Source organism: Candidatus Dormiibacter sp. (genome assembly GCF_050999135.1).
Taxonomy (GTDB): Bacteria; Chloroflexota; Dormibacteria; order Dormibacterales; family Dormibacteraceae; genus Dormiibacter; species Dormiibacter spiritus.
In genome coordinates this window covers 1-25,491 of sequence record NZ_JBPCPN010000058.1, presented here as the reverse complement: position 1 = coordinate 25,491, position 25,491 = coordinate 1, and the positions used below count along the sequence as shown (strand labels likewise).

The 25,491-nt window shown below is 67.3% G+C and carries 24 protein-coding genes; 13 read left to right on the top strand and 11 right to left on the bottom strand.

All coding sequences use genetic code 11. From position 1 onward, the window contains the following. Nucleotides 1-24: 24 nt before the first annotated feature. Entirely contained in the window at nt 25-1,560 is a 1,536-nt protein-coding gene (locus ACR2MZ_RS14045) for a Mur ligase family protein (RefSeq protein ID WP_434005670.1), read from the bottom strand. On the opposite strand from ACR2MZ_RS14045, the gene folP reads away from it, so the two are divergent. The 3 genes from folP to ACR2MZ_RS14030 all read left to right on the top strand — a co-directional run bounded on the left by folP (nt 1,535) and on the right by ACR2MZ_RS14030 (nt 3,948). Then, complete coding sequence (folP, locus tag ACR2MZ_RS14040; protein ID WP_434005669.1) at nt 1,535-2,314, top strand: dihydropteroate synthase; 780 nt, start codon at nt 1,535-1,537, stop codon at nt 2,312-2,314. The two genes, ACR2MZ_RS14045 and folP, sit on opposite strands and share 26 nt — an antisense overlap. After that, the gene (gene folK, locus ACR2MZ_RS14035; RefSeq protein WP_434005668.1) at nt 2,311-2,724 is read left to right on the top strand and encodes a 2-amino-4-hydroxy-6-hydroxymethyldihydropteridine diphosphokinase; all 414 of its coding nucleotides are present in this window, start codon (nt 2,311-2,313) and stop codon (nt 2,722-2,724) included. Before folP ends, folK begins: the two co-directional genes overlap by 4 nt. Nucleotides 2,725-2,808: 84 nt before the next feature. Continuing rightward, a complete protein-coding gene (locus tag ACR2MZ_RS14030) occupies nt 2,809-3,948 on the top strand; it encodes a glycosyltransferase family 4 protein (protein ID WP_434005667.1) in 1,140 nt (379 codons plus the stop codon). On the opposite strand, the gene ACR2MZ_RS14025 is transcribed toward ACR2MZ_RS14030, so the two are convergent. Genes ACR2MZ_RS14025 through ACR2MZ_RS14015 form a run of 3 tightly spaced genes read right to left on the bottom strand, consistent with a single transcriptional unit; the run spans nt 3,885 to nt 6,187 of the window. Continuing rightward, nucleotides 3,885-4,592: a winged helix-turn-helix domain-containing protein gene (locus ACR2MZ_RS14025; protein ID WP_434005666.1), complete on the bottom strand. Its 708-nt coding sequence runs from the start codon at nt 4,590-4,592 to the stop codon at nt 3,885-3,887. The genes ACR2MZ_RS14030 and ACR2MZ_RS14025 overlap by 64 nt on opposite strands. A gap of 30 nt (nt 4,593-4,622) precedes the next feature. Further along, a complete protein-coding gene (locus ACR2MZ_RS14020; protein WP_434005665.1) occupies nt 4,623-5,594 on the bottom strand; it encodes a lipid II:glycine glycyltransferase FemX in 972 nt (323 codons plus the stop codon). Beyond that, nucleotides 5,591-6,187: a histidine phosphatase family protein gene (locus ACR2MZ_RS14015; protein WP_434005664.1), complete on the bottom strand. Its 597-nt coding sequence runs from the start codon at nt 6,185-6,187 to the stop codon at nt 5,591-5,593. The genes ACR2MZ_RS14020 and ACR2MZ_RS14015 overlap by 4 nt, the downstream gene beginning before the upstream one ends. A 212-nt stretch (nt 6,188-6,399) precedes the next feature. On the opposite strand from ACR2MZ_RS14015, the gene ACR2MZ_RS14010 reads away from it, so the two are divergent. Continuing rightward, nucleotides 6,400-8,097 (top strand): DUF4388 domain-containing protein, encoded by a 1,698-nt coding sequence (locus tag ACR2MZ_RS14010; protein WP_434005663.1) that lies wholly within the window; start codon nt 6,400-6,402, stop codon nt 8,095-8,097. A 497-nt stretch (nt 8,098-8,594) separates the two neighbouring features. Then, nucleotides 8,595-10,226: an Ig-like domain-containing protein gene (locus ACR2MZ_RS14005; protein WP_434005662.1), complete on the top strand. Its 1,632-nt coding sequence runs from the start codon at nt 8,595-8,597 to the stop codon at nt 10,224-10,226. Here the strand turns inward: ACR2MZ_RS14005 and ACR2MZ_RS14000 are convergent. After that, on the bottom strand, nt 10,128-11,507 hold the full coding sequence (locus ACR2MZ_RS14000; RefSeq protein WP_434005661.1) for a glycosyltransferase: 1,380 nt from the start codon (nt 11,505-11,507) through the stop codon (nt 10,128-10,130). The genes ACR2MZ_RS14005 and ACR2MZ_RS14000 overlap by 99 nt on opposite strands. 200 nt (nt 11,508-11,707) lie before the next feature. Further along, nucleotides 11,708-12,655, bottom strand: a complete 948-nt coding sequence (locus ACR2MZ_RS13995) for a hypothetical protein (protein ID WP_434005660.1) — start codon at nt 12,653-12,655, stop codon at nt 11,708-11,710. A gap of 143 nt (nt 12,656-12,798) precedes the next feature. On the opposite strand from ACR2MZ_RS13995, the gene ACR2MZ_RS13990 reads away from it, so the two are divergent. Beyond that, a complete protein-coding gene (locus tag ACR2MZ_RS13990; protein WP_434005659.1) occupies nt 12,799-13,419 on the top strand; it encodes a c-type cytochrome in 621 nt (206 codons plus the stop codon). Nucleotides 13,420-13,522: 103 nt separating this feature from the next. Further along, nucleotides 13,523-14,659, top strand: coding sequence for an MGDG synthase family glycosyltransferase (locus tag ACR2MZ_RS13985; RefSeq protein ID WP_434005658.1), 1,137 nt, complete (start codon nt 13,523-13,525; stop codon nt 14,657-14,659). 264 nt (nt 14,660-14,923) lie between these two features. Here ACR2MZ_RS13985 and ACR2MZ_RS13980 read toward each other — a convergent pair whose 3' ends face one another. The 5 genes from ACR2MZ_RS13980 to dnaA form a co-directional block, all read right to left on the bottom strand. Continuing rightward, on the bottom strand, nt 14,924-17,686 hold the full coding sequence (locus ACR2MZ_RS13980; RefSeq protein WP_434005657.1) for an ATP-dependent helicase: 2,763 nt from the start codon (nt 17,684-17,686) through the stop codon (nt 14,924-14,926). Then, nucleotides 17,683-17,970 carry a DciA family protein gene (locus tag ACR2MZ_RS13975; protein WP_434005656.1) on the bottom strand — a complete coding sequence of 96 codons (288 nt, stop codon included), beginning with the start codon at nt 17,968-17,970 and terminating at the stop codon, nt 17,683-17,685. The genes ACR2MZ_RS13980 and ACR2MZ_RS13975 overlap by 4 nt, the downstream gene beginning before the upstream one ends. Nucleotide 17,971: 1 nt before the next feature. After that, nucleotides 17,972-19,057, bottom strand: a complete 1,086-nt coding sequence (gene recF / locus ACR2MZ_RS13970; RefSeq protein ID WP_434005655.1) for a DNA replication/repair protein RecF — start codon at nt 19,055-19,057, stop codon at nt 17,972-17,974. Between the two features lie 23 nt (nt 19,058-19,080). Continuing rightward, nucleotides 19,081-20,205 carry a DNA polymerase III subunit beta gene (gene dnaN, locus ACR2MZ_RS13965; protein ID WP_434005654.1) on the bottom strand — a complete coding sequence of 375 codons (1,125 nt, stop codon included), beginning with the start codon at nt 20,203-20,205 and terminating at the stop codon, nt 19,081-19,083. 300 nt (nt 20,206-20,505) lie between these two features. Then, a complete protein-coding gene (gene dnaA, locus ACR2MZ_RS13960) occupies nt 20,506-21,867 on the bottom strand; it encodes a chromosomal replication initiator protein DnaA (protein ID WP_434005690.1) in 1,362 nt (453 codons plus the stop codon). Nucleotides 21,868-22,489: 622 nt separating this feature from the next. Between dnaA and rpmH the strand changes: the two genes are divergently transcribed. From rpmH to ACR2MZ_RS13930, 6 genes are all read left to right on the top strand, one after another. Next, nucleotides 22,490-22,627, top strand: a complete 138-nt coding sequence (gene rpmH, locus ACR2MZ_RS13955) for a 50S ribosomal protein L34 (protein WP_338177478.1) — start codon at nt 22,490-22,492, stop codon at nt 22,625-22,627. A 48-nt stretch (nt 22,628-22,675) separates the two neighbouring features. After that, complete coding sequence (gene rnpA / locus ACR2MZ_RS13950; protein ID WP_434005653.1) at nt 22,676-23,092, top strand: ribonuclease P protein component; 417 nt, start codon at nt 22,676-22,678, stop codon at nt 23,090-23,092. 8 nt (nt 23,093-23,100) lie between these two features. Next, nucleotides 23,101-23,307, top strand: a complete 207-nt coding sequence (yidD, locus tag ACR2MZ_RS13945) for a membrane protein insertion efficiency factor YidD (protein WP_434005652.1) — start codon at nt 23,101-23,103, stop codon at nt 23,305-23,307. A 135-nt stretch (nt 23,308-23,442) separates the two neighbouring features. Continuing rightward, nucleotides 23,443-24,321 carry a YidC/Oxa1 family membrane protein insertase gene (locus ACR2MZ_RS13940; protein ID WP_434005651.1) on the top strand — a complete coding sequence of 293 codons (879 nt, stop codon included), beginning with the start codon at nt 23,443-23,445 and terminating at the stop codon, nt 24,319-24,321. Beyond that, a complete protein-coding gene (gene jag, locus ACR2MZ_RS13935) occupies nt 24,318-25,040 on the top strand; it encodes an RNA-binding cell elongation regulator Jag/EloR (protein WP_434005650.1) in 723 nt (240 codons plus the stop codon). The genes ACR2MZ_RS13940 and jag overlap by 4 nt, the downstream gene beginning before the upstream one ends. A 38-nt stretch (nt 25,041-25,078) precedes the next feature. Beyond that, complete coding sequence (locus tag ACR2MZ_RS13930; RefSeq protein WP_434005649.1) at nt 25,079-25,339, top strand: hypothetical protein; 261 nt, start codon at nt 25,079-25,081, stop codon at nt 25,337-25,339. Nucleotides 25,340-25,491 lie beyond the last annotated feature (152 nt).

Below are 25,491 nucleotides of genomic sequence, written 5' to 3'. Positions count from 1 at the left end.
TCCTCGACCGTCCGATAGCTATCGTCAGTAGCCGAGTTCCCGCAGGGCCGCCTCCGCTGCCGCCCTGTCGCTCCAGGGCAGGGTTCCCTCAGCCGTGATCATCGTCTGCTCGTGTCCCTTGCCGGCCAGCAGCACAGCGTCGCCGGCGCGAGCCAGACTGAGCGCGCGGCGGATGGCCGCCTCCCGGTCGGGCTCGACTTCGTAGTCGCTGCCCCGGCGGCGGCCGCTGACACCGCTTTCCACCTGCCGCGCGATCTCGGCAGGATCCTCCTGCACCGGGTCGTCAGTGGTTATCACGAACCAGTCGGCGCCCTCCGCGGCGGCCCTGCCCATCCCCGGCCGGTCGTGGTCGGAGCGGCCGGTGCTGCCGAATACCAGCAGAATGCGGCCGCGCGTGATTTGGCGGAGCTCGGCCAGCACCTGGCTCAGGGACCCCGCTGCATGGGCGTAGTCGACGTAGACAGCAAACGGCCGGCCCAACCTCACCTGCTCCAGCCTGCCGGGGACGCCCGGAAAGCTTGCCAGCCCCGCTGTCAGCGTCTCCGCGTCGGCCCCTGTCAACGCCCGGCAGAGCGCAGCCGCCGTCAGCGCATTGGCCACGTTGAACCGCCCCACCATCGGCAGTCGCGCCCCTGCCCGCCGATCACCGACTGAGAGCCAGAAGGTGGTCCCGTTCGGCGCCGCTCGGAGATCATGGGCGCTCACATCGGCGACGGCATCGATGGCGCAGGTCACCTGCCGCTCAATCGGGAGGCCGCGGAGGTATGGCAGCGAGTCGCTGTCAGCCAGGTTGAGCACTGCCGTCTTGGCGACTCCCTTCCGATAGGCGGAAGCGCACAGCTCGATCAGCCGACCCTTCGCCCGCAAGTAGTCGGCCCATGTCCTGTGGTACTCGAGATGGTCGCGGCCCACATTCGTCACCGCCACCGCATCGAAGTCGCAGGCGGAGACCCGTCCCTGGACCAAAGCGTGAGAACTGGCCTCCAGCACCGCCGCGCCTTTCCCCGCGGCCAGCATCGTCTGGAGCGCGTCCTGCACCTGCGGCGCCTCCAGCGTCGTCTTGCCCGACGCGTTGGCTGACTCAGCGCCATCCCCCGCCTGCCCGACAGTGGAGAGATAGCCGGCCGCCAGACCACAGGCGTTGAGCAGGTGCGCAGTCAGATGGGTCACCGTGGTCTTGCCGTCAGTGCCGGTGACACCTGCCACCCTCAGCCGGCGCGCCGGCCGGCCGAGCAACTCCGCGGCCAGCTCGCCCAGCGCCCAGCGGGTTTCCGGCAGCAGCAGCTGTGGCACTGTCCCGGGCAGGGCCAGCACCTTCTCTCCGGCCACCGCTGCACCCTTCTCGGCCGCCGCCCCCGCGAAGTCGTGGCCGTCCACCCGCAGGCCTTTCAGCGCTACGAAAAGCGCCCCCGGCCGCGCCTGGCGCGAGTCCTGGATCACAGCGTCGATCAAAGTGGCGCCGCCGCTGAGCACCCGAGCGCCGGGCACCGCGGCGGCCAGTTGGGAGAGCAGCATCGGTCTATAAGTGAACGCTATGAGCCCGGAACGAGTGCTGGTCATGGGCATCGTCAACGTGACCCCAGACTCCTTCAGCGGCGACGGCATCATGGCGGCCGAGGCTGCCGTGGCCCGCGGACTGGCGCTGGCGCGCGAGGGAGCCGACATCCTCGACGTTGGTGGTGAATCCACCCGGCCCGGCCACCAACCGGTCACCGACGAGGAGGAGATGCGGCGCGTACTCCCCGTCGTCGAGGCTCTTGCCGGCCGCAACCTCAAGGTTTCCATCGACACCACCAAGCGGGCGGTCGCCGCGGCGGCGCTGCAGGTAGGCGCCCGCATGGTCAACGACGTCTGGGGCCTCCAGCGTTCGCCGGAGCTGGCGGCGCTCGCGGCTCAGCACCGTGCCGAACTTGTTGTCATGCACAACCAGGAGGGGACGCACTACGGGCAAGACCTGATGGCCGAGATCAAGCGCAGCCTGCGGCAATCACTTGCTCTGGCGCTGGCGGCGGGCCAGCCGCGCGAGCGCACCTGGGTCGATCCCGGGATCGGCTTCGGCAAGCTGGCTCTTCACAACGTCGAGGTGCTGCGCCGCTTGGCGGAGCTTCACGAGCTGGGGCAGCCGATCCTGCTCGGCACCTCCCGCAAGTCCTTCTTGGAGCGCGTCTTCGGCCAACCACTGCCGATGCGAGCGTGGGGCACAGCTGCCACCGTCGCCGCCGGCGTGCTGCGCGGCGTGGGCATGGTCCGCGTCCATGACGTGAAGGAGATGGTGGCAGTCGTCCGGGTGGCTGAGGCGCTCCGCCAGCCTTGACTGTCGCCTATCTTGGCCTTGGCTCCAACCTGGGCAACCGGGCAGAAAACCTGGCCGAGGCTCGGCGGCTGCTCGGCGAAGGCGGCGCTCTGATCCTGCGGGCCAGCAGCGTTATCCAGACGGAGCCTTGGGGTGTGCGGGAGCAGCCAACCTTCTTGAACCAGGTGTTGGAGGTGGAGTGGCGGACTGACGCGCGCAGCCTGCTCGTTCTGGCCCAGGCAGTTGAGGCACAGCTCGGACGAAGTCGAACCTACCCTTGGGGACCTCGCGAGATCGACGTGGACATCCTTCTCTTCGGCAGCGAGCAGATCGCCGAGGCTGACCTGCAGATCCCCCATCCCCGACTGCGGGAACGAGAGTTCATCCTGCGCTCTCTGCGAGAGCTTGGCGTTCCGGCACCGGCCGGCTGAACGACGCCAGCACATACTGTCACAAGTGAGCGAGCACCAGAAGGTTGGGGGGGTTGAGGCGCTCGATCAGGGGCTGACGGCGGCGTGAGAATCGCCTGGCTCGGCCACCGCTCCAGTACTGGCGCCGACGGCCTGATCACCTACTCGCGGCAGATCACCAGCGCGCTGGAGCAGAGCGGCGTCGAGGTTCTCTTCCTTCACCACGAGCGGGAGCTGGTCGACGGCGCCTCGATCGCGCTGGAGTCGCTCAGGCTTTCCCATCGGCTGGTGATCGCTCCGCCTGGCTCGCGGCGAAGACTGGCCGAGCTGCTCACCCGGCACGAGGTGGACCTGGTCCACGTCTCCCTCTCCTTTTCCAGCCTCGATTTCAACCTGCCCCGCCTCTGCCACCGACTGGGCATTCCGATAGTGGCGACGTTCCACGCGCCCTTTGACACGCGGCTCTCCGTCTGGCGCGGCATCTCCTCCGCGGTCTACCGCCTCTATTCGCCGGCTCTGGCGGAATGCGACGCGGTGATCATTTTCAGCCAGGCTCAGAAGGAGATCCTGAGCGGTCTCGGCGTGCCGCCCAGGGTCATCCACGTCCTGCCCAATGGCGTCGACATCGATCGCTACTCACCGGGTCCCAGCCAGGCGCTGGAGACCTTTGGCTGCCGGCGCCTCTACAGCTACGTCGGCCGCCTCGATCCGGAAAAGAATGTCGACGTGCTGCTCTCCTCCTTTCTGGACGCGGAGCCGCCACCTGACCACCGGCTGGTGGTGGTGGGCGGCGGCGTCGAGCGGAGAAAGCTGGAACGGCGCTTCCGGGACCCGCGCGTCAGATTCCTGGGCGTGGTTACCGACGAGCGGGCGCGGATCGACATCCTGCGCGGCTCGGACGCATTCTTTCTTCCCTCCAGCGTGGAGGGACTTTCCCTTGCCATGCTGGAAGCGATGGCCTGCGGCGTCACCACTGTGGCCACTGATGTGGGCAGCGACGGCGAGGCCCTGCGGGGCGCCGGCATTGTGCTCGACCCGAACAGCCTCGAGGCCGAGCTCGGCGGGGTCATCAGGATGCTGATCGAGCTTCCCCACCTGACCGAACAGCTGGGGCAGCTGGCGCGAGAGCGTGCTGTCCAGCGCTATTCCCTGGCCGCCAACCTGAAAGGCCTGCTCCAACTCTACGCCGCGCTGCCCGAGCCGTCGCCGGCGCCGCTCACGACGGGATCCCCCCGCAAGCGATAGCCGATCCCAGGCACTGACAGCACCAGGTCCGGCAGGGCTGGCTCCACCTCGATCTTCTTGCGCAGGTTGCGAACGTGGACATCCACCAGCCGCGACTCGGAGTCGAAGCCCGCCGCAGCCCCCAGGTGTTCGAGGATCCGCTCCCGGCTGACCGGTCGCCCTGCCGCGCCCAGCAGGCAGAGCAGCAGCGCTAATTCCGCTGACGTGAGATGCAGCGGGCGGCCGCCTCGAGCCACGTGCTGCCGGCGGGCATCGATGACCAGGTCGCCGCAGCAGAGGTCCTTCGCAGGCTGGCTGAGAAGCCGCGGGCGCTGCCTCTCCAGGCTCAGCTCGAGCCCCGCCACCACCTGCGCGGTGGCGGTCGATGGGAAGGTCTGCTCAGCACCGACTGCGAGCGCCGCCAGCGCAGCCTCAGGGCTTGCGCACAGGGCCAGCAGGATCAGCCAGGGCGCCGCTGCGTGGAGAGCCTGGATCCTGCCCGGCGGTCCGCTCACCACTGCCGCCCTCGCTGCAGTGACTTCCCGCAGCGTCGCTCGGCCGTTGGCGGTTGCGATCGGCCTGTGACCCCGAGCCGCCAAGCGAAACTGGAGATCGCGTTCGGCCCGGGAATCGAGGCCGGTGAGGAGAATCACTGCTGGAGCCATGCCGGCAGCCTAGGCGCCGGCAGGCGCGGTCTACAACGCCTGGCGTGTAAAGATTCGGCGTGCTCTTCCGGCGAGTTGGCCGGGGATACCGGCGACTCTGGTTCGCCATCTGGACAGCTCCAGATCCCAGGCCCCGCAGTATTCCGTCGGCCGGCCGCCGAAGCCTGTCTTGAACTGCCAGAGGCCGAACCACGGGTGGCCTGGATCCGGCTCCGGCGGGATGCCCCAGAGGTCGTAGTCGCGACAGCCGGCCACGCGAGCGGCGCGCATGGCCGCCCACTGCAAGGCGTAGGTCGCTTGCAGTTCGCGCTGTTCCCCCGAGGAGCCGCCGAAGAGGTAGTAGGCCCGGCCCCCGAAGTGCGCGACCAGAATGGCCGCCAGCGGCCGGCCCTGGTGGCGCGCCACGTAGGTGCGGCACCAGGCCAGCTGGGCCAACCGCGCCCGGTACTGGGCGGTGGAGAGAAGCGTTATGCCCTGCCTGACAGCGGTCGCCTGAGATTGCCTGTGGAGTTCCTCCACCTCCTCGCCCTCTTCCACGCACACTCCCCGCTTCAGGGCGAGCCGGATGTTGTAGCGATGCTTGGGCTTCATGGCGGCGAGCATGATCTCGTCCGAGGCCAGCGGCACGATGAGCGTGTGCTTCGGCTGGATCGCCTGGCTGGGCTGGAAATCCAGCCGGCGAAGAACTGGACCGAGCTCTTTGGGCGCCTCCGGCTCCACGCGGAGCCGTGCCAAGCCGGAATTGCGAGCCCAGGTCACGAGTGCGCCCAACGCCGCCTCGCTGGTCGGCACCGGACCCCGCGGCACGTAGGCGCGGGCGAAGGGCCACCGGCCCTGGAGCAGCACTGAAGCGTGGCCTTGGGGCAGGTTGAGGCGTTTCACCCGCCAGCCCTCTTTAGCCTGCACCTCACCGTGGCCCCAGGACTGGAGCAGCGGCGGCGGCTGGACCAGGTCCGCCAGGCCGGCGTCCCAGGCGACCTGGTGCTGCCGCGCCGCGTTCATCTCAGGTGGCAGACGTCGTTGACGCCGGCCACCGTCACCCGGCCTGCGCGATAGTCAAGCCGGGTCAGAGAGGCGTTGCCAATGCGGAAGTGGAACCAGCCGTGCAGGCTCTGACCCAGCACCCGCCGCAGGAGCGCCTGAATGACGCCGCCGTGAGTCACACAGGCAATGAGCTGGCCAGGGTGAGCGCCGGTCACGGCTTCGAACGCCCTGCCGGTCCGAGCGCCGAAAGCCTCAGCGGCCTCGCCGCCTGGCGCCAGATCCCAATCGGGCTCTTGCTGCCAGCGCCGCCAGAGCTCGGGATACTCCCGAGCCAGCTCTGCGCTCGTCCTGCCCTCCCACTCGCCCAGTGCTATCTCGCGCAGGTCCTGACAGAACCGGATCTCGCAGCCGAGCGCCGCGGCCAGGGGGCGGGCGGTCTCCGCGGCTCGGGTCAGGTCGCTCGCATAGAGAGCCGCGATGGGCTCCCGCGCCAGCCGGGCGGCCAGCTTCGTTGACTGCTCTCGTCCCAGCGGCGAGAGGGGCGGATCGAGCTGCCCCTGCACGCGATGGTCGGCGTTCCAGGTGGACTCACCGTGGCGGAGTAGAAGCACTCGCGTCGCGGCGTCATCCGCACCGCCGCGGAGGCGGCCGAGCGGCTGGCTCAGGGCCGCAGATCACCGGCCGGCGCTGATCGATAGGCGCGGACCGGCTCAAAGAACATGTGAGGGACTTATACTAACGTGTCGCTTGGGGCTGGATTCGTTTCCGCATTAGTGATGAGCGATAAGCCCATTGAACTTAAAGGCGTCGTTTTAGCGACGCGATGGAGAACGCCTTGGAGGCCAGAGGCTCACTTACCGAAACCCGGCTGAGAAGATTGTTGGAAGCGGCGCAGAACGAGCGCGCCACGGGCACCCTCACGCTGCGCCAGGATGGCCAGCAAGCCACCTCGCTCTACTTCCTCTTCGGTCATCTATTCCATGCTGTGGGGGGCGGTGGGGCCGGTGATGACGCAGTCGTTCAGGCCCTGGCGTGGTCGTCGGGCGAGTTTGATTTCGACGCAAAAGCAAAGCTGCCCCCGGACGAATCGGTCCGCGCCTCCATCCCTGATCTGATCGCCCGGGCCAACTCGGAGAGCCAGGGGCAGGCGCCGGCCGGACCGAATGGCGGCCGCCCGCAGGCCTGGAGTCCGCCCGGCGCTCAACCGCAGGAGTCACAGCCCGCGCAAGCCGCTCAGGGCCCCCAGCCTCAGCAGCAGTACGACCGGCGCTCCGAGCAGCCCTACCAGCGGCCTGCCCAGTCCCACGAGCAGCAGCGATCGCGGGGACCGGAAGCCGAGCCAGAAGCGCCGCCCGAGATCCGTCGGGGCTTGAAGTTCCGGCCCGTTCCCAAGCACGGCCGCGAGCCCATCCCGGTGCCCAACGGCGATCTCATGTATGACTCGCTGAAAACCTCTTTTGTCGACTTTCCTCGCTTGCTCACCACCCTCGAGCGGGAGGGTTACACAGGCTACGTCCGCCTGCTGGCCGACAACGCCACGGGCCTCATCTACTTCCGCGAAGGCACGGCTCTCGAAGCTGTCTACGACGGGGGCCAGGACAGCGCTGAGCTGGGCACCGAGGCCCTGGGCCATTTCGCCCAGGAGGTCGGCCGCGGTCAGGGAGTGCTCGACGTCGTGGCGCTCGCGCCCGATCTCGTGGACGGCCTCTACCACGTCACTGTGGCGCAGTCGGTCTACACCCAGCTCTATGCCGGCTGGGTTGATATGCACGCCTTTCTCCGCTTCCTGGAGGAGCGCCAGCTGACCGGCAGCCTGATGGTTCGCTCCCCGGCCGCCACAGGTGTCATCATCCTCGATGAGGGTCGCCTCGCGGGTGCCTACACCAGCACCGCTCGGCAGGTGGCCAACAGCACCGATGGCGTACTCGCGCTTTGTGAGGACCCCAACGCCATGATCGAGGTCAAGGCAGCCGCTGACGAACGCAGGCCGCCGCTGGACCTCTCCCAAGTGGTGGGCCAGCGGCAGGGCGGCCAGAACTTTGGCCAGCCTTCGGGGGCGGCGCCTCAGCCGCCGCCGGCGACTTCCGGTGGCCGGTCCCGGCAGTACCCGCCGGCGAGCCCCGCCCAGCGCGCGCCGGAGCCCCAGCCGGTGGCCGCCTACTCGGCGCCGCGCCAGCCGGAACCCGCGCCGCAGGAGGCGCCGAGCCACCAGCAGCCCGCCTATGCCCAACCAGCTGCCGCCCAATCCACTGCGTGGCCCCGACACGAGCAGGGCCAAACGGCCACCGGCGGCACTTCCTACGAGGAAGTGACGGGCGATTTGATTCAGATGACCGAGGAAGCACTGGGAAACCGCTCGCGCAAGATCAAGGATCTGTTGGCGAACGCCGAGAAATCGCGCTCAGGCTTGGAAACGGCGATCGATGAGATTCCTCAGGTGTCGATCCTCTTTGTGGACACCGCGCGGCTGGAGAGCCTCGCCAACGAGCTGCGGGCCAAACTCCAGAGCTATCCCGCTTGAGGGCAAGGGGAGGCGGGCCTCCCCTTCCAGAAACGGGCAAGGGGAGGCAGGCCTCCCCTTCCGGAACCCCTCCCGGTGAGTGCGGGACGCACGGCGCTCTCGGGGCCGGACGGCCACAGTGAACCCGGCGTCCGGCGTGGACACAGTCGTCGTGTATCGGCCGGGATAAACCCGGCCTGTGGAGCCGACTTCCTACCAGAACCTGGCCGGCGCCTCAACGTCAGGGCCGCTCGCCCGGCAGAGCTCACGCTATGCCGGATCTAGGGGCAAGGGGAGGCAGGCCTCCCCTTCCGGAACCCCTCCCGGTGAGTGCGGGACGCACGGCGCTCTCGGGGCCGGACGGCCACAGTGAACCCGGCGTCCGGCGTGGACACAGTCGTCGTGTACCGGCCGGGATAAACCCGGCCTGTCGAGCCGACGTCCAACTAGGACTCCGCTGAGTGTCTACGCCGTATTGGGCCGGACAGCCCCCGCCTGGAAACAAGAGCTGGCCCTAAGTGCTTAGAGGACCGCTGTTCGGGCGAGGATCCGTCGGGCTCGTGGTGCTGATCCTGGGCGTGATTGGGGGTGTAGGGTGCTCGGCGCCGCCGCAGGTCGTCGGCGTGACCCCACAGTCGAAGGCCACCGGCTTCGCCACCAACGGTCCGCTCTCAGTCCAGTTCGACAGGCCGATGGACAGCGCTTCGGTCGCCGCGCACTTTCGGCTCGAGCCGCAGGTTCACGGCACTTTCAGCTGGCCCAGCGACCACGAGGTCGTCTTCAGCCACGAGACGCTCCGGCCGTCCACTCGTTACCGGGTTGTGCTGGACCCCGGCTACCGGGATCGACAGGGTAGCGCAGCCCCGCTCCGACATAGTTGGTACTTCGACACCGAGGAGCCGCCTCGGCTGAGCGGTGCCAGCCCCGGCGCCAACGACACCGGGGTAGACCCGGCGGCCTACCTCAGCCTCACGTTCAGTCGACCGATGGATGTGGCCTCACTGAGTGGCTCGGTGAGCCTCTCCCCCAGCCTCGCCTTTCAGCTTCGCCAGGATCCGGCCGATCCCCGGCGCTTGGAGCTCGCCCCAGCCCAGCTGCTGGCCCCCGATCAGGACTACTCGATCAGCGTCGCGCCCACTGCCCGGGACGTTCACGGCAACGTGCTGGCGACCGGCTCGGCCATCACCTTTCGGACAGGGCAGGTGAAGAGCCTCCAGCATTGGGTGGGCTTCATCGCAACGCCAGTTCCGAGCGGCGCTGGCGAGGGCATCTGGCTGGTGAACGAGAGCGGTTTTCCCCGCCCCCTGGTGGCCGCCTCAGTTGCCAGCTTCCAATGGGCGCCAAGCGGCGACCGGTTGCTGCTTCACAGTGCCTCCGGAACCTGGTCGGAGAGCGTCCTCGACGGCAGCAGCAACCCCCTTCCCTTCGCCGGCCGCTGGGCCGCGTACCTGGACTCGACCGGCAGCTTTGCGCTGCTGGATGGAGATCGCCTCCGAATCTGGTCTCGCGAGAGCGGTTACACGGAGGTGGCTCAAAAGGTGCTCGAAGCAGCCGTCGCCCCGGGCGGCCGCCAGATCGCCTACACGACGCCCGCTGAGTCAGGTACGGCGATCCGGCTCTACGACGCCGGCCTGAAGACCGAGTCACTGCTGGAATCCGAGAACGCTGCGGTGGACGGTCTCGCCTGGGCGCCCGATCTCAGTGCTCTCGCCTACCGGTCCCCCGCCACAGATCCGACTCAGACCCGCCTGCGGGTGCGGACTCTGCGCGGCGGGTCCAGCCAGCCGTTCACTGTCGTCACGGGCCAGATCAGCCCGCCAATCTGGCAGTCAGACTCCCGTCACCTGCTCCTCACTGCGCCCGTCGCAACCAAGGTCGGGCTGGTGGCCAAAGCCTTCCGGCTCAGCTCCACCCAGGGCCAGAACCAGACGCTCAGCACCGCCGACGGCCTGCCCGCGGAGCCGCAGACCTCAGTCGAGCAGCTGAGCCCTTCGCCCGACGGGCATCAGATCGCTTTCATCTCCAGCACGGCAGGCGTGCCTCAGGTCTGGCTAATGAACGCTGACGGCAGTCGGCTGACGCAGCTGACCCGGTACGGGGTGGACGGCTACGCCTATGGCGCCGGCCAGCTCGGCTGGACTCGAGCCTAAGCCGGCGCCCGCGGCGGTGGCCTTAGAGACGGGTTCGCTGAGCAGAGCATGGACCCGTTCGGTGGTTCGGTCCCAGCTGAAGCCGCGTGCCCTTCGCGCGGCCCGCGAGCCCATCGCCTCCACCAACCTGGGGCTTTCCAGAAGCTGTCGCATCCGATCGACATAGTCACGCGGGTCGTGCCCGTTGACCAGAAAGCCTGTGCGCCCGTCGCTGACCACGAGGGCCAGCCCCGGCACATTGCTGGCAATCACAGGTGTCCCGGAAGCCTGCGCCTCGAGGGCTACCAGGCCGAAGGACTCGTTGTAGGAGGGGAGCAGGACCGCCTCCGCCGCCGCGTAATAGCCGGCCAGCCGCTCCTGTGGCAGCGGTCCTGTGAAACTCACCTGCCCGGTCAGGCCCAGCCGCTCGGCCAGAGTGGCCAGCCGCTGCCGCTCGCTCTCACCACTGGAGTGGCTGTCGCCTCCGATGATCAAGAGGCGCAGTTCGGGCCTGGCGCCGTCAGCCGTCAACTCGGCCAGGGCCCGGATGAGCACATCGACCCCCTTCAGGCGTTCCAACCGGCCGGCGAAGACGAAGAGGCGCTGCTCGGGGTAGCCAAGTGCTTCTCGGGCGACCTGCCGCGGGCGGGGCTCGAACGCTCCAAGATCGCAGCCCGGCGCCACCACCGCCAGACGTTCCTGCCGCACCCCGTAAGCGCGCAGCAACTCCAACGCCTCGGCCTGGGTGTTGACTATCAGCAGGTCGGCGCAGCGCGCGACCTCGCCTTCCAGATCCACCCGCACCTCCGGCTCCGGTCGGTCGCCGGGGGCGAGCAGCCGGTTCTTCACGATGGCCAGCGTGTGCGCCGTGTGCGCCCAGGGCACTCGCAGCGAGCCGCGCAGGGCGCAGGCCACCATGCCTGAGAGCCAGTAGTGGGAGTACATGGCGTCGTAGTGGAGCCCGCCCTCCGCCATGAAAGCGCGGACGCCCTCGGTGAAGATTGGGACCTGCTCGAGCAGGCGGTATTTGTCAAGTTCTTGCGGCCCGGCAGGGAGGTTGATCACGCGACTGAGCGGCGCGAGCTGCTCAACTCTCTTGTCGCCAGCCAGAGACCGCGTGAAGATGTCGGTCGCCACTCCAAGCTGGGAGAGGCCCACGCAGAGCTGGCGGATGTAGACGTTCATGCCGCCGTTGGCCGAGTGGCCGAGAGAGGCGGTCGGTGAGGTGTGCAGCGAGAAGACGGCGACCCGGCTCAGGCCGGCCCGCGAAGACGGCTCGGGGAGGGCGCGGGCTTCAGCCACGGTAGCTGGACCTGGAGTCGAGCCAGCGGCGCGAGCTGCAGGCGCAGCCCGAGGCGGAAACCGAGGACGTGGTGGGCATGTCAACGGAATTCTCGCCGGGCGGCATCTTATTCCCGCCTGGCGCTGGGCGCCCCTTGGGTTCGACTTAGGCTCAGGTCAGGCGCAGTGCCTGATCCCGCTTTGGGCAGGCGCCTGCTTGCCTAACCGCGTCTCCGGCCGGCTCCGCCCGGACGGTCGTGTCCTCCCGTCTGACCCAAGCCCGTCCAGGATGCCAGCTGCGACCGCGGCTGGCGCTCACGCCGAGCCGCCCAGAGGGTGCTCAAAAAGCTCGTCACCAGCAGGAGTGCGAGCAGCCAGAGCAGTGCCGTCACGTCGCCGCGCGAGCGCGCCGGCGGCAGGAGAACCGTGTAGCTGAACGAGCTCCAGTAGAGAAACTGGTCCTGGCCATAGGCCGACACCCAGAGAAGAAAGCCAAGGACTCCGCCCGCGCCCAACCAGGCCAGGCCCGCCGCCCGCCGGCCCAGGCGCACGAGTCCCAAACCGGGCAGGAGGGCCCAGACCACCAGTTCTGAAAGTCGAGGCGCACCGGTGTCTTCAGCGCTGCGCCGAGCCGCCTCACCTTCGGCTGCCACGAGGAAGGTGATGGCGGCCAGGTACCAACCGACAGCAAGCAGATCGACTACCTGGAAGGGAAAGCTGAGTCGAGTGACCTCGGGCGTCAGAAGTAGGTGGCCGAGCCAGGCCACCCAGGCGGCGAGCGCTGTTGCTGCCACCGTGAGAGCGAAGCCCCGGACTAGTGGGCGGCGGACCAGCGCGGCGGCGATCAGGGCGGCGATGCAGAACCAGGCAGCTGGCGTCTGCCAGCCGAAGAGGCGGTCCAGGTGGGCAGGCGGGATCTGGGTCTGCCAGGGGACCGCCAGCGCCGTCAGCGAGCCCGCGATAACCAGCAGGCTGCGGCCTTCGCCGAGCTCCGACAGGCCCAGGCGGGGACCGATATTGTGGCTGGCTGCCAGCAGTCCAACACCGGCACAGGCGGCTCCTACCAGCACCAACAAGCCTGAGTTGGGATTGCTCGCCCACACGCGACTCGCCGCGCCCAGCAGGGCCGCCAGAACAAACGCCGCTGCTGTCAGCCGCCCGCTGCCCACTTCACCGGCAATACTAGTTCGCCGTTCCCAGCCATTAGGACCTTGTCTCGGGGCTCTGGGGCCGATCGGCCATTGCACGTAATTCGGACTCAGCCTGGTGACCGACCGGTGACAACGCCAGCGGCTCTGTTATGTTTGGCCCGATGCGCCTACTCGGCTCGCGCCGCTGGTCGTGGCCGGCCGCCTTCGCCATCCTGATCCCCGCGCTGCTGCTGGGCTGGACGCTGACGGCGGTTTCCGCCGCCCCCACTCCGTCGCCGAGCGGAGCAGCTCCCAGCGCAGCCGCCAGCTCCGGCGCCGCCCCCGCGCCCGGTGCGGCCCCGGCCGGGGACGTGCAGAAGGGCGCGCAACTCTACAGCGCGCAGGGCTGCACCTCCTGCCACGGCGCCAACTTGGAGGGCGGTGTGGGGCCCAAGCTCAACCCCATCGTCAAGCTGCCAGGAGTGCCGGACCCCAAGTCCCCGGCCTACATAGCTGAAACCATCAAGAACGGCCGCAAGGGAGACTCCGGCTACTCCGCCGCCATGCCGGCGTTCGGAGACAAGCTCAAGGACCAGGATTTGGCCGATCTCGCCGCCTTCATCATCGACTCCAACAAGAAGGGCGCTGCCGGGCTCTCGCCGTCCGAGCTGGCCAAGAGCAACGTGTTCTGGATCACCACTGTCGTCTTTCTCATGGTGCTGCTGACCTGGCTGCTCTCCCGTTACAACATGCGCTGGATCGCCCGGCGCGCCGCCGAGCGGCGGTCTGGCGCGGGACACTAGCACTGGCTGTCGAGGTTAGCTGACGGCCGGCCCGGCTGAGACGGCCCGGGCGCCCTCCACCGAGGCTTCTGCTTCCGGGCTCGCTCGGCCGGCCCGGGTCCTGGTGCTCTATTCCGACACAGGCGGCGGCCACCGTGCGGCTGCCCGGGCGCTCACCTTCGCTCTGATGGCGCAGTCGACCCCCTGCAGCACTGGCATGTGCGACCCCCTGATCGGCCAGGGCCGGCCGCTCGTCCGCCGCCTGACTTCCCTCTACCCCACGATCATCAAGCGAGCACGGCCGGCGTGGGCTGCCATCTATCACGGGAGCAACAGCCGCCCCGCCTTCGCGGCGCTTCGGGCCAGCTTTGGCCCGCAGGTCCGCGGCGTGCTGCTCCAGACCATCGCCGAAGCGGACCCGGATGTGGTGCTCTCGGTGCACCCTCTGCTCAACCATGTCGCCTGGACCGCCATGCAGAGGAGCGGGCGGCCCCGCGGCCTGATGACTGTGGTCACAGATCTGGTTCAGCTGCACCGCGGCTGGGCGTTTCCGCCCGCCGACGTCGTGGTAGTGCCGACCGAGGAAGCCCAGCGATATGTGACACGGGCCCGTGTGGCCGCCCGCAAGGTGCGCTTGCTGGGCTTCCCGGTGGACATGCGCTTTCGGCCGCCTCACCCGGGCGAGCAGGCGGCGATGCGCAAAGAGCTGGGCTTGGACCCGGGACGGCCGACGGTGGTGGTCATGGGCGGCGGCGAGGGCTCCGGGCGGATGTCCGAGCAGATCGGGGCGCTGGCTCGACGCGACCGTCCCTGGCAAGTCATAGCCGTCTGCGGCCGAAATGAGCGGCTGCGGCGCCGGCTGACGGCTCGCTCCTTTCCCACTCCAGTGCTCGTTTTGGGGTTTGTCGACACCATGCCGAATCTGCTTCGGGCGACGGATCTGGTGGTTACGAAGGCCGGGCCAGGGGCCATTGCGGAGTCTCTTGCCACCGGCCTGCCGGTCATCCTGACCGGCTACCTGCCTGGCCAGGAGACGCCCAACGTGGATTACGTAACGCAGCATGGGGTCGGCCTCTACGCCCCGCACGCCGGGCAGCTCCTGAGGGCCGTCCAGGAGCTGCTGGGGGGCGATCAGGCCCAACTTCAGGAGATGGCGCGGCGGGCCCGAGAGATAACGCGCCCGCACGCAGCCCTTGACATTGCCGGCGAATGCCTACGGCTCGCGGGGTCCTACATGACAGCGCCGCCCGCCAGCCAGTGAGGCGGCGAACCTAGAGTATCCGGTCCCCGAGATCTTGAGCAGCGAGCAGGCATTTTGCGTCCTCCCCCGCCGCCCTCTGGTGAGACCTTGCGTCCAAGGTCCGTCAAACCCCTCTCAAGCGCCCAGGAGCTGCGGCGAGATGCTCAGGACCGAAATGGCGGCTCTGGTCCAGCCTGCAAATCCAAGGCCCCCCACCTGCCTCCCCCCGGGGCGGGGGAGGACGACCTCAACCAGGAGCGTCTCAGCTACTCGGGACTGGGCAATCTAGAGCGCGGCGTCGCAGGCCAGCCGGTAGGCGCAGAGGGCGCAGCGCCGGCGCTGGGGGCGCGGCTCGAAGCGGCCGAGGCGAATGGCTGCCGCCACCTCCGCGCCGGTGCGGCTCGCCTCCGCGAGGAGCTCCGGGGTCGCCTTGAACGGCTCTCGTTGGGCCTCTTTGCGGAGATAGACGATCTCCAACTCCGGCGGCTCCCCGTCGAGCTCGGCCGCCAGGCTGGGAATGCTGCCCGCGCCGAGCGCATACAGCGCGAGCTGAAGTGCGCTGCCGCGCTCCGGCCGGCCGGACTTGTAATCGACTATGCGGATGCCTTCAGGTCCTCGCTCGACTCGGTCGATCACTCCCTGCAGCTGCCACCCAGGCAGCCGCAGATTGAACTGCTCCTCGACCAGCAATGGCGCCCGCTCAAGACCGCCGGCGCGGTGGAGTGTTTCGAGCAGGCGCCAGCCCAGAGCCTCCAGGACCGGCCGCCGCCGTGGTTCGCTCAGCGCGATTCGGTCCCAGGCGTCCTCGTGGATCGAATAAAGGAGCTCCAGGCTCAGCTCCCGCCCCTGCCGGCGGTGGCTGCCCGCCCGCTTCAGAACCTGGTGCAGGACTGTGCCGAACTGCGCTTCGACGCTGGGCTGAGCGCTCAGCCGCAGCTGGTAGCGGAACCAGTGCCTGCGGGGACACTCCTGATAGGCCGAGATCGAGCTGAAGGACAGGACCGGGCAGTCAGCCTCCGGCAGGGCGGGTGATTCGCTCTCAACCTCGACCGGCTGAGTGAGCTCCGCCGTCTCGCGCAGGTCGCGCTTCTCGATACCCTGGCCCAGCTCACGAAGGAAGCGGGACTGCCGCCAGAGCCGGGAACCCTCGTAGCGGTCGGCGTAGGTCAGGACCAGCCGGCACCGGGCTCGGGTCATGGCGACATAGAACAGCCTGCGCTCCTCCGCCACCTGGTCCTCCTTACCCCTGACCGCCGGCTCGACCAGCTGGGCGGGAAGCTCCAGCAGGTCAGGCCGCTGCCGGTGCGGGACGCGCGATTCCACCAGCGAGGGAAGGAAGACGGTGTCGAACTCGAGACCCTTGGCCCTGTGCATTGTCAACAGCTGGATTGCACCGTGGGGGGCGTCGGTCAGCTCCGCCACCGGCGCATCTTCGCCCGAGAGCAGGACCAGATCCAGGTGCTCTACGAACAGGCTCAGCGAATGATCCCGGCGGCGCTCGCAGTACTCCTCCACCCGCTCCATGAACAGGCCCACATTGCCGCTGACGCGCTGCGCTTCAAGGCCGTCAGGCGGCAGCGCCGTCTGCAGATAGCGGGTTCTCTCCAACACCTCGAAGAGCAGATCGTCCACGCCGAGAGTGGACTTCAGCTGAACCAGTCCCTGCAGCTCGAGCGCCCAGTCGCTGGTCGGCTGCCAACCGGAGAGCGCCACGAGGGGCGGTTGACCGGTCTCCGCCCCCGACCGTATCCGCTCCAGCGCCGGTACCAGGTCCAGGTTGAGAGGCGGCCGGCTCAGCAGCCTGACCAGGGCGAGCAGGTCGGTTGAGTCATGGATGAGTCGCAGGTAGGCGATCAGGTCCAGCACCTCGGGCCGGCGGAAAAGACCCTGGCCGCTCTGTTCGTAGGGCAGGCCGGCCAGACTCAGCTCTTCGGCCACCGCCTGCAGGCTGGCGTGTGTGCGGCCAAGCACGGCGATCCGCTCCAGGGCGGCGCCCTCTTCCGCCAGCCGCTGAATCTCAGCCGCTATCAACCTGGCTTCGGCTTTGCGACTCGCCAAGCGCCAGACCTGCACAGCTCCTGCCTCGCCGTTGAGGGAGTGGGCCCGCAGCTCCTTTTCGCTCCGGTCCGGATTGTGCTCGATGAGCGCCGCCGCAGCCTCGACAACCCGGGGGGCGCTTCGCCGGTTCTCAGCCAGAGTTCGAGTGGCGGCCGAAGGAAAGACCGCCAGGAAGCGCTCCAGGCTGGCCCGGGATGCCCCCCGGAAGCGATAGATGCTCTGATCGTCGTCACCGACCACGCAGACGTTGCCAGCAGGCGCCCCCAAAAGCTCGACCACCCGCTCCTGGGCCAGGTTCGTGTCCTGGTATTCGTCGACCAGGATCCAGCGCCAGCGCTGCCTGTAACGCTCGCGGATCTCCGGCTTGGTCGCCAGCAGCTGCACGGCTCTGACTATGAGATCGTTGAAGTCAAGCTGGTTCTCCCGCCGCTTCCGAGCCGCGAACGCCTCCAGCAGCCGGGCCCCTGCGCCCAGCAGCGCCCCCCGATCCAAGTCCTGGGCGTGGCGCGCCCAGGCCTGCAGGCGCTGCACCTGGACCAGCTCCTGCTTCAACTTCTCGTCCAGCTGGAGCAGAGGCGAAACCAGGTCGTCGGGCCGCTCCTGGCCGACCAGCACAGGATCTGCCGCTTCCCACATCAGCTCCCGGAGGGCCAGCCAGAGGTCGGCGCCGACCAGGAGCCTGAAGCCGGCACCGACGCCGATCTCGCGGCCGTCCTCCCGCAGCCAGCCGAGGGCCTGGGAGTGGAAGGTGCCGATGGCGCTCGGATCTGCCTGGGGACAGCGCGACAGGACGCGCTCCCGCATCTCACTCGCCGCCTTGTCGGTGAAGGTCAGCACCAGGATCCGGCTCGGATCCCCGCCCCTGGCTACTATGCGGCTGTAGCGCTCGGCTATGACAGCTGTCTTCCCTGTCCCAGCGCCGGCGATGATCCTGACCGGGCCTTGCAGCGGTCGGCAGGCGGCCCGCTGCTTGGCGCTGAGCTCGATCATCGCGGCGGCCGGCCCACCCTCACCTTGATCTCTCGCACCCGCTGAGGCAGCCGCGATTCCGCGTTCAACCTGCGCATCAACTCGATCGAGTCGAGACGCAGCTGATGGGCGAGTGCCGGGTTGGCTGTGGTGACGGAGACGACGCCACGCTCAACCTCGATCGAATCGCAGGCATCCGCGAGTACGTCGCCCACCACCTGTTTGAAAGTCAGCCGCAGGCGCGCCTCCACCAGGGGGCTCTGACTCCCCTGCTTTGCCACAAGCCCGGCAAGGACGTTCCCCACCTTATGCACAGTGAAGCAGCCGGCCCCTGTCGATGCAGAGCACCCGGGCCAGGGCCACCATCGCCGGCGGAAACGGCTCAGCCTCGACCGAGGTGACTATCACCTGGCCCGGCTCGAGCAGCCGACGAAGCAGCTCGCGCCGGCGCTCGGCGTCGAGCTCGGAAAGCACGTCGTCAAGGAGAAGCACAGGGGCCTCGCCGGTCAGCTCAGCTATCACCTGAGCCTCTGCCAGCTTGACACTCACGACGGCGCTTCGCTGCTGTCCTTGAGAGGCATAGGCCCGCGCCTCTCGGCCCTCCAAGACGACGAGAACGTCGTCGCGATGGGGTCCCACTGTGCTGACCCCGCGCCGAAGGTCTTCGCGCCGCGCCACCGCCAGAGCCTGGGCCAGTCCCTGCTCGGTTCCGGCATAGCTGATCTCCAGAAGTTCCCCGCCAGAGATGGCCGAGTGGGCCGCGGAGGCCAGCGGCGCCAGGCTCGCCACCGCCTCCGCCCGCGCGGTGCGCAACTCCTCGCCCAGCGCCACCAGCTGGAGGTCCCACACGTCCAGCGCTTCCTCCGGCTGCTCGCCGAGCGCAATCTGTTTGAGCAGCCGGTTCCGCTGCTCCAAAGTCCTGGCGTACCGGGCCAACGTTCGTGCGTAGCCCGGCCGCACCTGGACCAGCAGCTGGTTCAGCAGTCGCCGTCGATGCTCAGGGCCTGCCTTGATCAGATCCAGGTCGTCGGGCCAGAAAAGCGTGACCCGGAAGATGCCGGGCAGGTCGAGGGCGCGGCGAGGCTGGCCGTCGACTTGGATCCGACGCCGGGTCCGGTTGCCCTCCAGCACGAAGTCGATCCGGATCTCCAGCAGCCGGCCGCCGCTCTCAACCTGGGCCTGAACCCGGGCTTCGCTCGCCAGCTCCCCGATCAGCTCAGCGTCACGCCCGGCGCGAGGCGAGGCGCTGAGAGCGAGCAGGGCGACGGCTTCCAGCAGGTTGGTCTTGCCCTGGCCGTTTGCGCCCAGGAAGAGGTTGAGGCCCGGACCGGGGTCCAACTCCATGCGCGCGTAATTGCGGTAATTGCGAAGTTCCAGATGCTTCAGGAGCACGGGCCGGAAAGAAACCTGTGCCCTTACATCGCCACCCGGACAGGCATGATCACGTACAGGTAGTCGTCGTGGTCGGGGATCCGGATCAGGCCCGGGCTCAAAGGGCCATCGAAGCGAAGCTCCACCTGCTCAGCGGTTACCGCGGCCAGCGCATCGAGAACGTAGCGGGCGTTGAATGCGATCTGGATCTCGTTGCCCTCGACTTCAGCGGTGAGATCCGCCCGGCTGTCACCCACCTCGTTGGTTGTGGCCGAGAGCGCGAGGCCGTCGGCCTGCGCCTTGATCCGGAGGACGTTGGCCGAGTCGCGAGCGAATAGAGACACCGCCCGCACTGTCTGATTCAGCTCGCCGGTGTCCACCCTGACCACTGTCGAGCTCTTGTTGGGTATCACCTGCGCGTAGTTGGGATAGGTGCCGTCGATAAGCCGGGAGGTGACCTCCGAGGATCCCGCCGAGCCGGTTCGGAAAAAGATCTGGTTGCGGGCTTGGGACACGGTGATCTGAGCCTCGCCGGAGTCGCCGCGAAACGCCCGAGGCAGTTCGCCGAGGGCCCTGGCGGGGACTATCAACCTTGCCTCCAAACCATCACCGCTCGTGACCTGCAACCTCCGCTCGGCCAGGCGATGGCCGTCAGTGGCCACTATCGTGAGCCGGCCGCCTTCGATCTGCAACAGCTCGCCGGTGAGCACCGGGCGAGCCTCGTCGGTGGAGGCTGCCATCTGGGTCTGCTCGATCCCTGCCAACAGCTCAGCCAGGGGCAGTTTGATGGTGTCGCCTTCATCTGAGCGAGGTGTCGGCGGGAACTCATCGGCCTCGATGCACTTGATGTGGGTGTCGAAGCGGCCGCAGCGCAGCGACAGCGTCTGGCTGGCGACGTCGAGTGAGAGCTCCAGCTGCTGCTGGGGCAGCGTGCCGACGAAATCGGTCAGGAGCCGGGCGGGAACGGTTGTGCTGCCCTCGTCGCTGATCTCCGCCTCGACGAGCTTTTTGATCCCGATCTCCAGATTAGTCCCCGTCAGCGCCAGGCCGGAGGAGGTCGTTTCCAGCAGCACATTGTTCAGGATGGGCAGGGTGGTTCTGGTCGAGATGGCCCGCGACACTGTTTGCAGCGCTTGGCTGAGGGTGGCTGGTTGGCACGTGAGTCTCAAGGCAGGCTCCTTATCCCCATGACTTAACTGTCTCTGTTAGGTAATAGCTTCGCCGTACAGAGCCGTAGGAGCTGTGCAGACTGTGCGCTAACAGTTCAGCCCCAGTTCGGCGGAGACGGGGAAAAAGCATAGTGAAAGCGGGGCTCAACCCTGCCCGGCCTGGGTCTCGATTGGGTACGGCTGGAGCCGGCAAGGCGCTTCCCCGGTTGCTCCCCACCGACTGCACAGCGGGCTGTGCAAAGCCTCGTTGCCTGTAGCGGCCGGTGCGGTCTGTTTGGCTGTTACAGGTAACTGGTTCTCTCATCGGTGATCGTCCAGCCGATCCCGGATCGCCTGGACGTCGTAGCGGAGGCGGGCGTCTTCCTTGATCTCGTTGGCTATCTTGTCGATCGAGTGCAGGGCTGTCGTGTGATCACGGCCGCCGAAAGCCTGGCCGATTTGAGGCAGCGAGGAGGGCGTCTCCTCCCGCACGAGGTACATGGCCACCTGGCGGGGCAGCACTATGTGCTTGTCGCGGCGCTTGCCTTTCATGTCCTCCACCGACAGCTCGTAGTAGCCCGCCACGACGTGCTGGATGCGGTCGATGCTCAGGGGCCGTCGCAGCCCGGCCGGGATGATGTCAGCCAGCAGTTCGGCCGCCTCAGCCTCGCCGATCCGCTTCTGGTGGATCGCCGAGTAGGCGAGCAGCCGGGTAAGCGCTCCCTCCAGCTCCCTGATGTTCTTCTGCACCTTGTGGGCGATGAAGGTCAGCACCTCCTCTGACAGCAGCTTGTCGTTGTCACCGACCTTGGCTCTCAGAATTGCGACCCGGGTTTCGAAGTCGGGCGGCTGGATATCGGCCATCAAGCCTTGCTCAAAGCGTGAGCGGAGCCGGTCTTCCAGCGTCGGAATGTCCTTCGGCGCTCGGTCGGAGGAGATCACCACCTGCTTGCCGATCTCGTGGAGAGCGTTGAAGGTGTGGAAGAACTCCTCTTTGGTGGTCGCCTTGTTGCCGGCCAGGAACTGGATATCGTCGATGAGCAGCACATCAACCGTCCGGTAGCGAGTGCGGAACTCTTCCATCAGGTTGGCCTGGATTGACGTGATCATCTCGTTCATGAAGTGCTCTGAGGTCAGGTAGACGACCCGCTTTTGCGGCCATCTGGCCTGAACCTGGTGACCTATCGCGTGCATCAGGTGGGTCTTGCCCAGCCCCACGCCGCCGTAGAGGAAGAGAGGGTTGTAGCTGAGACCTGGCGCTTCGGCAACAGCCTGGGCAGCGGCGTGGGCGAAGCGCGAGTTGTTGCCGACCACGAAGGTGGCGAACCTGAACTTGGCGCTGAGAGCAGTGGTGGCCGTGGCGGGCTGCTCCTGGCTGACCGGCGGCGGAAAGTAAGTTGGTTCGGGCGCCGCTTGGAGGGCGTGCCCGTTCCTGCTGACGACGAAGTCCAGTTGGACCTCAGAGCCGACCACTTCCTGCAGCGTCTCCCGGATCATGCCGGCGAACCTGTCCTCCAGCCAGCTCTTGTGTAGCCGGCTGGGCACACCAATCTGGAAGATGCTGTCGGCCGAGGAGAGAAGCACCGTGTTCCTGACCCAGGTCTCGTAGGTTGACTTGGGGATCTGGAAGCGCAGGTCGTCCTGCACCACCGACCAGATTTGCTCTTCGTTCACTGGGGGCAGGACTCCTTGGGGGAAGGCGCTCCGGCGCCTGTTCGGTTGTGGATAACTCGGGCGGCGCTCGGCCGCACGCTTCTCTGTGATGGCTGGGCGCCGGAGCTCAAGAGGCGAATGCTCTGGGTAAAACCCCTACGAATTGGGGGACAACCCGAGCGGTCTGGTGAAGATCCTGTGGAGAACTTTGGTTGGGTTCCACTCCCTGCGGTGATTCCTGATCCGGGCGGGTTTTTGGCCGCTCGGGAATCAGCCTTGGGAGTGCTGCCCAAACGTTCTATTCTCCTGTGTCTAGATTGTGGAAAACTCTCACGAGCGGCTCGAACCGGAGGTCCGGAATCGCCCTGGTCCTTCCGAGAAAGGCCGCCTTAGAGCTAGGAGTGTGCTGAGAAGTGGTGCTGGGTAACTGCTGGATCAAGGCCTCACGGGCCGCTCCTCCGTTGGTTGGCTCAGGTTAACAAAGCCGGCAAGGATCCGCAATACCGGCCGCAAGGTGAACTACTGATAGCCCCGCTGCCCACTTGTCCCGGACCTCAGCGCAGAGCTGGCCGGGAGGCTTGCGATCGCCTATACTTGTGCGTTCTGTCGGGCTCGCTCCTGACCAGCGGCACCTCAAGAGGACTGATAAGAGATCAAGCGAACATTTCAACCCAAGAAGCGCTACCGGCTGCGCACGCATGGCTTCCGCTCCCGCATGGCCACCCGGGCGGGTCGCCGCATCGTCATGAATCGCCGCCGCAAGGGCCGCGCTCAGCTCGCTTCTGCCTGAGATTGACCGCCAGGCTGCGGCCGTGAGCGTCCTCAACCTCCTCGCGTCGTGAAAAAGCGCCGTCGGCTGCTTCAACAGCGGGAGTTCCAGCGTGTACTGAGCCGGCCGCGCTTGCTCACCTGTCGAGCCTTCCTGGCTTTCGCCCAACCCACTGCGAGCGAAGGTCGAGTCGGCATTGCCGTGAGCCGAAGCCTGAAGAGCGCAGTCAGGCGCAATCGGGTCCGCCGTCGTCTCCGTGAGGCCGTGCGGCTGGAGCTGCTCCAGCCTTCGGCTGGTGGTTCGCCAGCTCAGCGCTTGGGAATAGCTCTGGACGTGGTCCTGATTGCCCGCCCCAGCGCGGAGACGCTGCAGTTCACACAGCTGACAGACGATGTCGCCCGGCTGCGGCGCCGGCTGCTGGCGGAAGCAGCCGGCCCCAGAAGTACTGCAGCTCTCGGCTCGGCGCCAGTCGCGCCCAGCACTTGAGGCTCCTCATGAAGTACCTGAGCCTTCGCCTGATCACCTTCTACCAGGCGGCGCTCTCGCCGCTGCTGGGAAGTACTTGCCGATTCACCCCCAGCTGCTCCCAGTACACTTATGAGGCCATCGACCGGTACGGGTGGTTCAAGGGCGCCTGGATGGGCATTCGGCGGATCAGCCGCTGCCATCCCTTCAGCAAGGGCGGCTATGACCCGGTCTAAGCTCAGGAGACTCCTCCCATAAACGAACTGCGCAAGGTTTTCGACGTCTTCCTGCCGATCCACACAGCGTGGTGGGCCGTTTTCGGCAGGACTCTGGACGCCGCCCTGGCCTTCATCTACCACGCGCTGGCGGGGGTGCCGCTACTGTCCGCCATCGGCGCCTACGGCTTGGCGATCATCGCCCTCACCATCGTCATCAAGACCTTGCTCTCGCCGCTCCTTCAGCTCCAGCTGCTCTCCTCCAAGCGATCGCAGGATCAGCAGCGCAAGCTGGCGCCGCAGATGGCGGAGGTGCGGAAGAAGTTCAAGGGCGACAGGATGAAGCAGCAGCAGGCGATCCTGGAGCTGCAGAAAGAGCATGGTGTCAATCCTCTGACGCCCATGCTGGGCTGTCTGCCGTCACTGCTGCAGCTACCGATTCTCAGCGCGCTCTACTTCGTTTTCTACGGCAACGCCCGCTCCAACACGTTCGCCGACCACTTCCTTTTCATCCCTCACCTGAATCTGACCCCGCAGCAGAACCCGCTGTTGCACGGCGTGCCGATCCCCGCGCTCGCCTACCTTGTGATCCCGCTCCTCGCTGCCGCAACCACCTTCGTGCAGTCGCGCATGATGCAGCAGCCGGTCAACCCGGCGGCGAGCGACCAGGAGAAGCAGCAGCAGCAGATGACGCGCCAGATGCAGGTGCTGATGCCTCTGATGATCGGCTACTTCGCGATCGTGACCCCCGCCGGCCTGGGGCTCTACTGGACTGTCTCGAACCTGTTCTCGATCGGCCAGCAGTACCTCGTCAATGGTTGGGGCGGCCTGCTTCGTCGGCCGGCGCCTGCGCCCGGCGGTTCCCAGCTCCGGCGACGAAACGAGGGCAGCGCTTCGAACGGCACAGCGCCCCGCCTGCCGGCGAAAACCCAGCCGCTCAAGGGTGGCGCCGCCGCCAAGCCGGCAGCGTCGAAAGCCAACGGCGCCAAAGCCATAGCCCCTAAATCAACATCAGCAAGGAAGCCGAAGACATGAAAACTGCCGAAGGAAGGGGACCGACTCTTGAGGACGCGGTCGATGCTGCGCTGATCCAGCTGGGCGAGAGCCGCCGCAACGTCGACGTCAAGGTGGTGAGCGAGAGTGACACCGAGACTGTGGTTGAGGTCGTGGTGCTCGCGGCCAGGTCTGCGGCCTCCACCGCTGGCACCGAGGCGGTAGCGGCGGCCTCCGGAGGGGCCGCGGTCGTGGGTGTTTCAACCGAATCCGCTGTCGTCGCGTCTACCGCCGAAGCAAGGGACGCCGATACCGAGATCGCCCGAGACATGGTCGCTGAGCTGCTGACGCGCATGGGTATCCGCTGTCAGGTGACAGCGCGCAGGGGTCCTGAAGCGATAGTGGTGGATATCAGCGGGCGGGACCTGGGAGTCTTGATCGGCTGGCGCGGCGAGACGCTGCGTGCTCTCCAGACGATCACTAATCTGATCACGAGCCGGCGCTTGGCGGAGGACCAGCGAGTGGTGGTTGACGTGGAGCGGTATCGCCAGCGCCGAGAACACACTGTGCGCGAGATCGCCTACCGGGCGGCTCGACAGGTCAAGGTGACCGGGGATCCCATCACTCTGGATGCGATGCAGCCGTTTGAGCGTCGAGCCATCCACCTGGCCCTGGACGACGACCCTGAGGTGACCACCGTCAGCACTGGCGCCGAACCGGATCGGCGCGTGGTGGTGACCCCCGCCGCGAAAGCTGACTAGCATCCCCAGCGCGGTCGAACGCGCGGAGATGTGATGCCTTGAGCCAAGCGGGGGCAAAGTTCATCCGCGAAGCAATTCGTCTCGCCAACACGGCTGCAGACGGGCCGGGTGAGGAGGAGCTGACGCCTTCGGAGCTGGCCGAGCCGATTCGGGACGCTCTGGAGAGCCCCGACTTGGTGCGCGACAGCCAGCTCACCAAGTATCTGCATGAAGCGCTCGACTCGGTCTCTGACGGGATGCCGCCCGACTACACCGCGATGTTGCTCTACTCGGCGCTGGGTCGGCTGCAGGAGGGCTGAGCAGCACCGATCGCGACTACTAGTTTGAACGGCTCACAAGATCTGTAGACACCTGGGGGCTTCCCAGGCGTAGAAGCGGCGGTCCATCCTTTGGGTGCTTGACGTCCACAGGAGGGAGCCGCCGTGACTAATGATGACCTCATCTACCGCCA

Excerpts from the sequence above, each read along its gene's own strand:
- ACR2MZ_RS14045 (WP_434005670.1), bottom strand. The coding sequence starts at position 1,560 with ATGACCAGCACTCGTTCCGGGCTCATAGCGTTCACTTATAGACCGATG.
- ACR2MZ_RS14010 (WP_434005663.1), top strand. The coding sequence starts at position 6,400 with ATGGAGAACGCCTTGGAGGCCAGAGGCTCACTTACCGAAACCCGGCTG.
- ACR2MZ_RS14025 (WP_434005666.1), bottom strand. The coding sequence starts at position 4,592 with ATGGCTCCAGCAGTGATTCTCCTCACCGGCCTCGATTCCCGGGCCGAA.
- yidD (WP_434005652.1), top strand. The coding sequence starts at position 23,101 with ATGAAGTACCTGAGCCTTCGCCTGATCACCTTCTACCAGGCGGCGCTC.
- ACR2MZ_RS14020 (WP_434005665.1), bottom strand. The coding sequence starts at position 5,594 with ATGAACGCGGCGCGGCAGCACCAGGTCGCCTGGGACGCCGGCCTGGCG.
- ACR2MZ_RS13990 (WP_434005659.1), top strand. The coding sequence starts at position 12,799 with ATGCGCCTACTCGGCTCGCGCCGCTGGTCGTGGCCGGCCGCCTTCGCC.
- folP (WP_434005669.1), top strand. The coding sequence starts at position 1,535 with ATGAGCCCGGAACGAGTGCTGGTCATGGGCATCGTCAACGTGACCCCA.
- ACR2MZ_RS13980 (WP_434005657.1), bottom strand. The coding sequence starts at position 17,686 with ATGATCGAGCTCAGCGCCAAGCAGCGGGCCGCCTGCCGACCGCTGCAA.
- jag (WP_434005650.1), top strand. The coding sequence starts at position 24,318 with ATGAAAACTGCCGAAGGAAGGGGACCGACTCTTGAGGACGCGGTCGAT.